6 protein-coding genes are annotated in these 11,953 nt (G+C 61.2%); 2 read left to right on the top strand and 4 right to left on the bottom strand.

Annotated elements, in window-relative coordinates:
* Window positions 1-52 precede the first annotated feature (52 nt).
* Both PQU92_RS12890 and PQU92_RS12885 read right to left on the bottom strand, forming a co-directional pair.
* Window positions 53-2,431 (bottom strand): glycoside hydrolase family 3 N-terminal domain-containing protein, encoded by a 2,379-nt coding sequence (locus tag PQU92_RS12890; RefSeq protein ID WP_272748634.1) that lies wholly within the window; start codon window positions 2,429-2,431, stop codon window positions 53-55.
* A 184-nt stretch (window positions 2,432-2,615) separates the two neighbouring features.
* Window positions 2,616-5,498, bottom strand: coding sequence for a TonB-dependent receptor (locus PQU92_RS12885; RefSeq protein ID WP_272748632.1), 2,883 nt, complete (start codon window positions 5,496-5,498; stop codon window positions 2,616-2,618).
* A gap of 449 nt (window positions 5,499-5,947) precedes the next feature.
* Here PQU92_RS12885 and PQU92_RS12880 point away from each other — a divergent pair, with 449 nt between their 5' ends.
* Both PQU92_RS12880 and PQU92_RS12875 read left to right on the top strand, forming a co-directional pair.
* The gene (locus PQU92_RS12880) at window positions 5,948-7,351 is read left to right on the top strand and encodes a glycoside hydrolase family 28 protein (RefSeq protein WP_272748630.1); all 1,404 of its coding nucleotides are present in this window, start codon (window positions 5,948-5,950) and stop codon (window positions 7,349-7,351) included.
* Window positions 7,348-8,310, top strand: coding sequence for a pectinesterase family protein (locus PQU92_RS12875; RefSeq protein ID WP_272748629.1), 963 nt, complete (start codon window positions 7,348-7,350; stop codon window positions 8,308-8,310). Before PQU92_RS12880 ends, PQU92_RS12875 begins: the two co-directional genes overlap by 4 nt.
* Before the next feature lie 207 nt (window positions 8,311-8,517).
* Here PQU92_RS12875 and PQU92_RS12870 read toward each other — a convergent pair whose 3' ends face one another.
* The gene (locus tag PQU92_RS12870) at window positions 8,518-10,122 is read right to left on the bottom strand and encodes a DUF5060 domain-containing protein (RefSeq protein ID WP_272748627.1); all 1,605 of its coding nucleotides are present in this window, start codon (window positions 10,120-10,122) and stop codon (window positions 8,518-8,520) included.
* Between the two features lie 2 nt (window positions 10,123-10,124).
* A complete protein-coding gene (locus PQU92_RS12865; RefSeq protein WP_272748626.1) occupies window positions 10,125-11,945 on the bottom strand; it encodes a beta-L-arabinofuranosidase domain-containing protein in 1,821 nt (606 codons plus the stop codon).
* Window positions 11,946-11,953: the final 8 nt, after the last annotated feature.

Genomic DNA, 11,953 nt, shown 5'->3' with positions numbered 1-11,953 from the left:
CCGAACTGAAACGCCGCCGTCCCCCCAGACGGCGGCGTCTTTTTTTGCCGGTTCAGGCGACGGTCAGGGTCACGGTCTTTAGATCGACGCTGTTTGCGCCCGTCATGATCGTGAAGGTGCCGGGCTCGACGACGCGTTTCATGTCCGTGTCGTAGAATTGCAGATCCGCCGGTGTGATGGTCAGCTCGACCATCGTCTGTGCGCCAGGCGTCAGCGTCACGCGCCGGAAGCCTTTCAACTCTTTGATCGGACGCGTGACCGAAGACACGTCGTCGCGGATATAGAGTTGCACCACCTCGTCCCCCGCCACCTTACCGGTATTGGTCAACTCGACCGAAACCGTCACGCTGTCGGTCGCCTTGATCGTCGCCTTCGACAGGCGCGGCGCAGACAGGGCAAAGCTCGTATAGCTCAGGCCGAATCCGAAGGGATAGAGCGGGGTATTATCGCCGCCCAGATAGTTGCGATTGGCCGTCGGTTTGGCATTGTAGAAGACCGGCAATTGCCCGACGCTGCGCGGGATCGAGATCGGCAACTTACCGCCCGGATTGGCGTGCCCGAACAGCAGGTCGGCGGCGGCGTGGCCGGTTTCCTGCCCCAAATACCAGCCCTCGATGATGGCATTGGCCTTATCCTGCAACAGGTTGATCGACAGCGGCCGCCCGTTGAGCAGGAACACCACCGTCGGCTTGTTCAGCGCGAAAATCGCCGCCGCCAGATCGTTCTGCTGCCCGATCAGGTCGAGCGAGTCGCGGTCACCGAGATGCGTCTCCCACCAGGCTTCGCGCGAGGTCTGCTCGTTGTCGCCCAGCACCATGACGATGGTATCGGCGGATTTCGCGGCCTCGACGGCCTCGGCGATGAGCTTCGCATTGACCGCCGGATCGGTGAATTCGACCTTGTCCTCGGCCCAGTCGCGCACCTTGGTCAGGCGCACGGCCTCGCGGTAGTCGAGGATGAATCCTTGCGCCTTGGCTTCTTTTTCAAGGCCCTCATGGATCGAAACCACATGCCGCGGGATGTCCGAATATCCCCCGATCGGCGTATCCTTCGCATGAGTCCCGAGCAACAGCAGCTTGCCGACCTTTTTACCATCGAGCGGCAGGACGCCGTCGTTCTTGAGCAGCACCGCTGACCGTACCGCCGCCTCGCGCGCCAGCTTCACGGCGTCGGGGGTGGCGGTCAAACCATCGGCGGCGTTCGCATCGACATAGGGCGCTTCGAACAGTCCACCGAGGAATTTCAGTTCCAGAATTCGCCGCACGATAGCGTCGATTTCGGCTTCGGTCACCCGGCCCGCCTTCACCAAGGCGATCAGGTTGGGATAAGCCTCGCCGTCCGGGGTTTCGATATCGACGCCCGCCTTGACGGCCCGGTAAGCCGCCTCGGTCAGGTCGGGCACGAGGCGGTGCCGCGTCTGCATTTCCTTCAGCGCGAAATAGTCGGACACGGTGACGCCTTTGAAGCCCCATTCCTTGCGCAGGATCGTCGTCAGCAACCATTTATTGGCGTGCGACGGTATGCCGTCGATCTCGTTATAGGACGGCATGACCGCCGCGATCGGCGTTTCTTTGACGATCTTCTCGAACGGCGGAAAGAAGACCTCGCGCAGCACACGCTCCGAAATCTGGGCCGGGGCGGTATTGATGCCGCGCTCGGGCTGGCCGTGACCGGTCATGTGCTTGAGCGTGGCGAAGACCTTGTCTTTGGCCAGCTTACGCTCGGTGCCGGAAAAACCGGTTACCGCCGCCTTGCCCATTACGCCCATCAGGTGCGTGTCTTCGCCATAGGTTTCCTCGACCCGGCCCCAGCGCGGGTCGCGGCAGACATCGACCACCGGTGCCAGCGCCAGATTGGCGCCTCTCGCCCGCATTTCCTTCGCACAGACCGAAAAGACGCGCTCGACCAGCGCCGGATCGAAGCTGGAGGCCAGTGCAATCGCCTGTGGGAAGCAGGTCGCGTCGCGCGCCGTGTAGCCGTGCAGGCTTTCCTCGTGCAGGAACAGAGGGATACCAAGCCGCGTCTGTTCGACGGCCCATTTTTGCGCGGCATTGGTATAGGTCGCGGTCTCGAAGGCATTGCGGTTGGCCATGCCCGCATCGGCCCCGGCATTCGTGTTCTTGACGCCCTTGCGGTCAGAGGGACGGGCGATCATCCCCAGCCCGTTCGGGTAGGCCTGAGACGCTTGCGACGCATCGAAATCTCCGCCTGCGGTCTGAATGCGATCCTTGTGCAGCCAGACGCACTGCATCTGAGCGACCTTTTCCTCAAGCGTCATCCACCCCAGCAGGTCCGCGACGCGCTGTTCGACCGGTAGCGCCGCATTCTTGTACGGCAGGGCGGCAGCCGTCGCACGGCTGGCGGCCACGGTCAAAGCCGCCGTGCTGACCCCGGCAATGACATGCCGGCGTGTTGGATATTGCCCTGTCATGGTGTTCCCTCTGTTTTGAATAATCTGGCATTGGCCCGGCTTCCCGTCAAAACGAAAGGAACGCCGGTCCCCACCATGGGAAACCGGCGTCCAAGTTTACCGACTGTCACAAACGGGGAGTCGGGTCGTGAACCGCATCAGGGAGGGAAGCGACCCGATGCGGAAGGCATACAGAGTCCGGCACTTAGTAGTTGTACCGAACGCCCAGATAGAATTGCCGCCCGCCTTCGCGATAATCCTCGACGCGCTGGGCCTTGGAATCGACCCAGCTGACGTGTGGTTCGTTGCCGAAATTGAGCGCTTCGAGGCTGACCGAGACGCGGTCGGTGACCTGATAACTCATCGAGGCGTCGTAATAGGTAGCCGCATTGATCCCCGACACGTCCATATTGAACGGCCCCGGCACCGCACGCAGATAACGGTCACGATAGTTCATCGAGACGCGGGCCTGGAACGGACCTTTTTCATAGTAGAGCGTCGCGTTGTAGGCCTTTTTCGACAGGTTGAGCAGGTCCGCCGTCACCGTGGTCGCCCCGACCGCCGTCGAAGTGAAATAGTCGATCTGACTATCGACATAGGTATAGTTCAGCAGGGTGCCAAAATTACTGAGGATACCCGGCAGGAAGGTGAACGGCTGCTGGTAGTTGATCTCGAACCCTTTCAGCGGCCCACCCGGCGTGTTGATAACATTGGAAATGGCGAAATCGTCGCTGGCGGCGACCCCGGTATTGGCGATCAGGCTATCCGGCAGACCGGTCGACGAATAGGGCGCGATACGCGTCACGCTCTGGATATAGGTCTTGATATCCTTGTAGAAGAACCCGACCGACAGGATCGAGCCGGAATTCGGATACCATTCGAACGACAGGTCCGCCGTATTGGCGCGGTACGGCGTCAGATTGGGGTTACCGGTCGAAACGGTCCGCGAACCGCCCGCCACCGACACCGACGTCGCCGCCGCAATATTGACCAGAGGCGGACGGACCATGACGCGGGCGGCGCTGAAGCGCACCGCCGTCCGGGACGTCGGCTCAAGGATGAAGTTCATCGACGGCAGGAAATCGTCATAGGACCGTTCGACCGTCGTATAGACGAAACCGCTCGGGTTAACCGTCGTTGGCACATTGGTGTAGAAGTTGGACTTCTGCTCTGTGCGGACCTGACGGACACCCATATCGCCGCGCAGACGCATGCCGTTGATATCGACGTTGAAGTCGAGCATGGCATAGACCGAGGTGTCGCGTTCGGTCACGCTGCGGTTATCGCCACGCGCGGCCGCAACGGTCTCGGAGATGGTCGCCCGACCGGCGCCGGACAGGATGCCGAACTTCGAGATATAGGCGTCGATGTTCGGCACGGTCCAGCATTTGGGCGAGGGCGATGGCGGGTTGAAGTCGTCGAGGCCGCAGAATTGCTGGGTGATGTCGGCCATATTGCCGGTATAGGCCGGCCAGTCGGCTTCGCCAGATGCGTAACGATAGGCCACGGCTTCGAAATAATATTCCTTCCATTCGGCGCCGAAATGGAAATTCAGCTCGTCGCCCAGCTTATAGACGAAGCCACCGCGCGCCAGCTTGTATTCGTTATCGGTGTAGTTCGGGCGCAGACGGATTTCCGGACCGGTCGACCCCGTACCGCCCGGCTGCGTAACACGCGGCCCGAAATACCAGTTACCGGGATTGGTTACGTCGAAGCCGTAATTGATCGACGGGTGCGCCTGCCCGGTCGAACGGATATCGAAGGAATAGCCGTCGACATTGAAGCGGTCGATCTGGGTTGCCAGATCGAGATAGTTGTCGAAATCCGACAGCGACCAGCCGATCATCCCGTCGAAGTGCAGACGATCGCTGAAATCGTGCTCGGCCCTCAGGGTGACTTGCGTAAAGCGCGTGGTGAATTCGTCGAGATTGTGCTCGGAGCGCATGTCGACATTGTCGAACACGCCGTAAACCGCAGTATTATTGCTATCCAGTTCCAGCGCGCGGACGAGGGTTTCCGGCTTGCCGCCCTGCGAGGCGCCGCGGCTGAAGCCGATCGGCTCCATCGTATAGTTGTCCTGCCGCGTCTCGAACTGCGAATAGAGCAGGTCGGCGGTGAAGGTGGTGGCGTCGGACGGTTTCCATTGCAGGCTGCCGGTCAGGCCCAGACGCTCGACATCGCCCTTGGTGTGGACGTAACGATAGAAGCGCGGATTGTAGGTCGTGGGCAACATCGCCTTGTTATACAGGGCCGTATAGGCCGCCAGCTCTGACGCCGGGACATCGCACAGACCGCCGGTGCCCGTCGTCGGCTTGCAGAAACCGCCGTCCCCATTGCCCTGATTCCAGTTACCCGAATTGGACTGCTGAAAATCGATGGGGTTGGTCGAATAGGCGGCGGAAACGAGCACGCCCAGCGTGTCGTCGGCGAAGGTGTTCGACCACAGGAGCGCCGTGCGGTAGCCGCGGCGACCGCTCTGGTCGTTATAGCTCATCTGGCCCGAGGCGGCGGCCTTCATGCCCTTATAGTCGAACGGATGGCCGGTATAGAGATCGACGGTCGCCCCCAGCGATCCTTCGGGCAGGCGCGCCGAGGCGGTCTTGTTGACGTCGATGCGGCTGAATAGTTCCGAGGCAAAGACGTTGAAGTCGAAGCCGCGCCCACGATTGGTGCCGCCCGCCAGACCGTCGGTCGAGGCCTGAGATTCCATGCCGTTGATCTGAACACGCGTGAAGTCAGGCCCCAGGCCACGCACCGACAGAGAGCGGCCTTCGCCCTGATCGCGCGAAATCGAGACACCCGGTACGCGCTGGATCGATTCAGCCAGATTGTTGTCCGGGAACTTGGCGATGTCCTCGGCGATGATCGAGTCGACCACACCGGTCGAATTGCGTTTGATGCTCAGCGCCTTGGCCAGACTGGAGCGATAGCCCTTGACGACGACCTCGGTGACATCGGTGTCCGGCTTGGCCTCCTGTGCGTGAACCCCCATGGCGGCCAGACCGGCGGCCATGAGAACGCCCGCCGAAATGCCGGCTTTCAGACGCGCGCGAAAAGACGGACTCAAAGCGAGATGCTTACCAACCATAATACCCTCTCCTGATAACAGATTGCGTTTCCTCGGACCGTTCGTTGACGGCCCTGTCTTAATTCCGACCTTCGCGGCGTTTATGACACCGGTGTCAGGTAGCGTTATCGTAAATCAGTTTCCATCACCCATCAATATCTATTTTTTTCGAATTTTTTCGTTATCGTTTTGCGGCGCGAACCCCTGCATTTTTGAGTTTGAAAATCACTTAATATCTATTTTTGAACGATTTTTTTGCAATACAAATTTGTATCGTTAAGATTTAACATCTCAATTTTCATTGCGACGCGGCAATATTTCACATTTATAGAAGAAACAATTTTCGATTTTTTTCAAATTCAAAAACGCCTTTTCAACATTCAGGCTTGGCGTTCCCGACGACCCGCTATAAAGATAATACATCTTATAAAAATGCAGGCCTGAAGCCTGTGCGTCCGGGAGCTTTCGCCATGACTATTCCTGCCTCCTATCTGTCACGCCGCGGATGGCTTGCCACCGCGGGCGCTGGTTTTCTGACCGTCAGCCTCGGCCTGCCCGCTCAGGCGGCCGATAACTGGGCGCCCGCCGAGGCCATATTGAAACGCATCAAGGCCCCCGTATTTCCCAAACGCGATTTCGACATCACCCGTTTCGGCGCGTCGCAAAGCGATCAGGCAAAAACCTCGGCGGCGCTCGCACAGGCCATCGACGCCTGCGCCAAGGCGGGCGGCGGGCGTGTCGTGGTCCCGGCGGGGGTCTGGCCGACCGGTCCCATTCACCTGAAAAGCAAGGTCAATCTGCACGTCTCTAAGGACGCGACCCTGAAATTCTCGACCGAGCCGAAAGACTATCCGCCGGTCGCGACGCGGTTCGAGGGCGAAGAACTGATGAATTATTCGCCACTGGTCTATGCCTACGGCCAGACGGACATCGCCATTACCGGCGAAGGCACGCTGGACGGTCAGGCGACGGACCAGACCTGGTGGAACTGGGTCACGCGCAAGGACACGGCCATCATGACCCCACGCAAGGCGGCCATCGACCGTCTGCACGCCCTGGCCGAAAAAGGCGTTCCGGTCGCCGAGCGCGTCTTCGGCGACGGCCATTATCTGCGCCCGAACTTCATCCAGCCCTATAATTGCAAAAACGTGCTGATCGAGGGCGTAGCCATCAAGGGTTCACCGATGTGGATCGTCCACCCGGTCCTTTCGCAGAACGTCATCGTCCGCAATCTGCGCATCGACAGTCTGGGGCCGAACAATGACGGCTGCGACCCGGAATCGTGCCGCGACGTGCTGATCGAAGGCTGCGAATTCATCTGCGGCGACGACTGTATCGCCATCAAGAGCGGGCGCAATTTCGACGGCCGCCGCGTCAATGTCCCTTCCGAGAACATCATCGTGCGCAACTGCCAGATGAAGGACGGCCACGGGGGCGTGTCGCTGGGCAGCGAGGCCTCGGGCGGCATCCGCAACGTCTATGTGCGCGACTGTCACATGGGCGGGCCGGAGCTTCTGCGCGCCCTGCGCCTGAAGACCAATTCCTTCCGCGGCGGCTATATCGAAAACGTCGTCTTCCGCGATGTGAAGGTCGATCAGGTGGCCGAGGGCGTGCTGGAGGTCAGCCTCTATTATGGCGAAGGGGCGAACGGCAAGTTCTATCCCCGCCGCGTCGGCGGCATCGTCATGGACAATGTGGTGTGCGAAAAAAGCCTCTATGCGCTGGACGTGCGCGGCTATGCCGACCTGCCGGTGGATTCGATCGCGCTCAGCAATTGCACCTTCCGCGGCGTGGCCAAGGGTAACCGGCTTGAATACGCGCAGGTCAAGGCGACCGGGGTCACCATCAACGGTCAGGTCTGGACCGGCGCATGAAACGGTTGTTCGCCAGCCTTGTGCTTATTGCCTGCGCTGTCCCGGCGTGGGCGGTCGAACTACACGTCTCAAAGACCGAGGCCGGGGCCTATGCCACCGTTCAGGCGGCGCTCGACGCCCTGCCCGCCGAGGGTGGCGACCTGCTCATTGCGCCCGGCACCTATCGTGAAAAGCTGCGGGTGGACAAACCGCATGTGCGTTTTATCGGAAAGGGTATGAAGCCCGAAGACGTGGTGCTGGTCTGGGGCGACAGTTCGATCAATGTGGGCAATACTTACAATACGCCCTCGACCTACGTGGCCGCCGATGATTTCTATGCCGAAAACCTGACCTTCGACAACGACTGGACCAGGTCCGGCAAGCCCAATTCGCAGGCCGTGGCGCTGGCGGTGACCGGTGACCGTGCGGTGTTTATCCGCGTGCGTATTCTGGGGGCGCAGGACACGCTCTATCTGGCGCATCCCGAGGGGAAGGTCGTCCGCCACTATTTCCGCGACTGCTATATCGAGGGCCATGTCGATTTCATCTTCGGCAATGCCAAGGCCTATTTCGACCGTTGCCAGATCCACGGCATCGAGCGCCCAACGATCATGTACACCGCCCAGAGCCGCAACAGCCGCGACGAGGACAGCGCCTTCGTCTTCGACCATTGCCGCCTGACAGCCTATGAAGGGGCCAAGGGCAATGTCTGGCTGGGCCGGGCGTGGCGGCCCTATGCCCGGGTCATCTTTCTCGATACGCAGATAGACGCGCCGGTCGACAAGTCCGGCTGGCGCGAATGGTATCCCGATCGCTCAAAGACCCTCCACACCGCCTATTACGCCGAATACAATTCCACCGGCCCCGGCGCGTCGCCGAACACGCGGCAGATATTCTCGTACCAGCTGACCGCCGAACAGGCGCAAACTTGGCGACTGGCGGCCTTCTTCAAGGGCGACACCGGCTGGATTCCGAAGTAACTGCTAGGGGAATCTTTCTCATACCTCCCCATCTTTGATGGGGAGGGGGACCGCACGAGCCATGAAATGGCGAGATGTGGTGGTGGTGGTTCTTGCTTTCTTGCGACAGTGGCCGTTGATCCTCCGCAAGATACCCCACCACCCCTTTGCTTTGCAAAGCGGTCCCCTCCCCAGCAAGCTAGGGAGGCGTAAGACGTTACGTGCTAATCAATCCAGATCCGGATTGGTCCACACCCCATCCTTGCCGGTGACGCGCGTGATGCGCAGCGCGATCCATTTCTTCCCCGGCAGCGTCACCACCGGTCGCTTCGGATCGTGGAAGCTGTAGGCGTCCTTGATGTCCATCGTGAACACACCTTCGACCGGCGTGATCGTCATGTTCCAGGTATCGATGATATCGACGCGGTAGGTGTTCTTGGGATCGTCCTTGCGCCCGGGCAGTTCGAACACCCACTCGGTCGGTTCCGCCGCACCGAAATAGCGCAGATAATATTCGAACGGCTTGCCGCCCATATGCTTGTCGTACCACGTCTCGATCGGTTCTATCCCCGGCGTCGGCGCGGTATCGAGGATAGTCTTCAGAAACGCCAGCCGTGGCGGGCTGGTCCCGATTAGTTTGCCGCCCTGCCCCAGCCATGAGCCGTCGGTCCTGCCGGGCTCCGAATAGGCCTCGCTGTGGCCGACATAGGTCCCGGCGATCGTCCCCCACCAGAAACGCATCACCAGTTGCTCACCTGTCAGATTACCCCAGCGCTTGACCGAATTGCCCTCGTAGCAGACCTCATCGAAGATGACCGCCTTCTGGGCGAAGTTGCGGTAGGGCTGGGCGCGGGCGTCGTCGAGCACCGCCGAGCCATTCTGGAAACTGGCGTGGGTGATCCATGGTTTGCGGTGGTCGTAATAGACGTTGATATTGTGAATCGAGCGCAGCCGGTCGTGCGGATCGGCGGCCTGCAAGACCTGAAACAGGTGGTCCCAGTCATCCATGACCTTGGTCTTGATGCCGTCATACTCGTTGCCCATCGCCCACCAGACGTTGCGATAGGCCGAAAACCGCGCGCTGACGTAACGGATATAGCGCTCGTCGTCGGCGCGGCTCATGTTCGAAAAGCCACGCGCCTTGTTGTAGGGGTGAAACAGGATGATATCGGCCTCGATCCCCAAGGCCCCCAGCCGCCGGATGCGGTCTTCGTAGCGACGGAAAAAGGCCGGGTCGAAGCGTTTGGCATCCCAGTCTCGGTCGCCCGAACCGGTGCGCACGAACGGATCGATGCTTTCAGCGGTCACGTTCGGGAAGATGCACATGCGCAGCTTGTTAAACGGCGAGGTCGAAAGCGTCGTCAGGGTCTCGGCGCATTTGGCGTCCGATTGCTGGGCCCACGCATAGCAGGTCGTGCCGATCTGACGGAACGGCGTCCCGTCGGCATAGGCGAAGTGGTAGCCGTCCTTGGTCACCCGCACCGGACCGTGGTTTTGTCCTGTGGGTGCGGTCGCCTCAAAGCGACCCGTTTGCCCCGACAGCGCCCGGATATTGCTCTGCGTCGCCCACGACCATCCGCCGGTCTCCGGCGGGCTGAAGCGGACCCGATAGACGCCCTCGCCGTCGTAAAAACCCGGCACCACCACGCGTCTGGCGCCCGACACGAAGACGGCGGACAGGGTCACCTCATCGAACGGATTGCCCGTTTGCGGCCCTTTCAGTGCGATCTCATAGACGCCCCAGCGTTCGACCGACGCAGGCGCGGCAAAGGCAGCGTTGCTGAGGGCCAGAGACGCGGCAGCGGAAACCATGACGGTGCGACGTGACCACATGCTCAGGCCGTCCGGAAATAGGTGTGGTAGGTTTCAGTATCGATCCGGTAATAGGGCACGAAGACCAGATCGCGGCCATGGCTGTTCAGTGTCAGGGCATCGGCCTGACCGGCGACCGGTTTCAGCGCCTGCGGCAGGGCGAAGGTTTCGGACTCCAGCCCCTCCCACGGGTTGAGCCCCGCATAAAGGACCGGCCCGCGCATGACGGCGCGCAGGTTCGGGTTTTCCGGATCGATGGCCACGGTACGCACCGGTTGCGGCAGGCTGAGGTCGATCACATCGCCCGCTTTCCATGTGCGCGAAATCGTCGCCAGTTGTCCGGGCGTCGTGGCCACGGATACGCCATTGACCGTGAGTTTCGCGCCCTTCGTCCAGGCGGGGATACGCAGTTTTACCGCAAAGCGGCCATTGCCCGCCCTGACGACCCTGAGCCGCGTCGTATCGCCCGCCGGATAGGTGGTGACCTGCTCAAGCTGCACCTCGCCACCGGGGCGCGCCCAGCTGACCGTCGAGGGGACGAACATATTGACCAGCAGCGCCTCATCGTCGTGGAAATAGACGTTCAGCACATAGTCGGCCACGCCCTGCACCAGCGTCCCGGAACAGCACGGCCATTTCTTCTTGTAATACTGCTTGTCGGCGCGCGCGCCATAGTTGGAATAGTAGGGATAGTCGCCGTCGGAGTCGGGGCGGCGCGTCGCCAGCATGGTGTTGTACAGCGTCCGCTCCAGCCCGTCGCCATAAACCGGCTCGCCCGTCAGGCGGATCAGGTAGCGCGCCAGCTTGAGGTCGGCAAAGGCGCCGCACGGCGTCTCGAAATGCGCGGTCGAATTTTGCAGACTGGCCGCCAGCGCCCCCTTGCCGTGCTCGACGAACTGCTCCTCAGGCCCCCAGCCGCCGGAGGCGAAGCGCTGCGGTTCCATATAGGTCCACGCATTGATCAGGGCTTTTTTGTACTTGTCGTCGCCCAGTTGCAGATAGGCCTGCCCGCCCGACGACAGGGCGATGGTGTGGCTGTAGGCGTGTTTCGTCGGCAGGACGTCCTGACCGGCGGCCAGCGGGTCGAACCACTCCTTATTCAGCAGGTAGTGAACGGCCAGCGCCCGGTATTTCGCATCACCCGTGATGTCGGCGACGTGGAACAGGTTTTCCGACAGGACGTAGGTCTCATCATAAGGCGGCTCCTTCTTGCCGATGCGGTCCTTAGACACCGGAGAGATAAAGGGCAGGCATTTGTCCACCACCACCGGCAGCAGGGTTTTTGCCTCCTCGACACCCGACAGGCGGTAGGCATCGACCAGCCCGACGATATATTTGTCCATCACATAGGCCGGCCACATCTTTTCGGCGTTCGGCCCCGGGTAGGGATTGTCGGTGGCGCGCAGCACCTCGCCGAAGCCCTTGACCAGAGCGGCGACCTTGGCGTGGCAGGCGGGATCGTTCGTCGCCGCCCCCAGACGCGCCAACCCGGAGATATATTGCCCCAGCGTCAGGCCGGGCACGAATCCCGTCTTGTCGTACCAGCCACCCATGTCGCGGCCCGGTGCGGGCAGTCCGGCGTGCTCGCGGAAGACCTTAAGCACCCGGTCATTGTCGAGCGCCAGATAGTGGGCGTGGATATGGTCGAACTGATCCTTGATCGGTCCGTCGGTGAGCCGCACCGCGCCGTAGGGAAATTCGCGCATCTTTTCGCGACCCGGCGCAATGGCGGCCAGCGTCGGGCCGCTCAGCGTCGCCGTAGTGACGGCTGCGGCGGCCCCGATCGTGCCGCAGATAAAGCAGCGGCGCGTCGCAGCGCCCCCAAAGGGTCGGCTATGTGGCATGGCGATTT

Origin of the sequence: Asticcacaulis aquaticus, assembly GCF_028550415.1 — a bacterium.
Lineage (GTDB): Bacteria > Pseudomonadota > Alphaproteobacteria > Caulobacterales > Caulobacteraceae > Asticcacaulis > Asticcacaulis aquaticus.
This window is presented reverse-complemented; position numbering and strand designations above follow the sequence as displayed.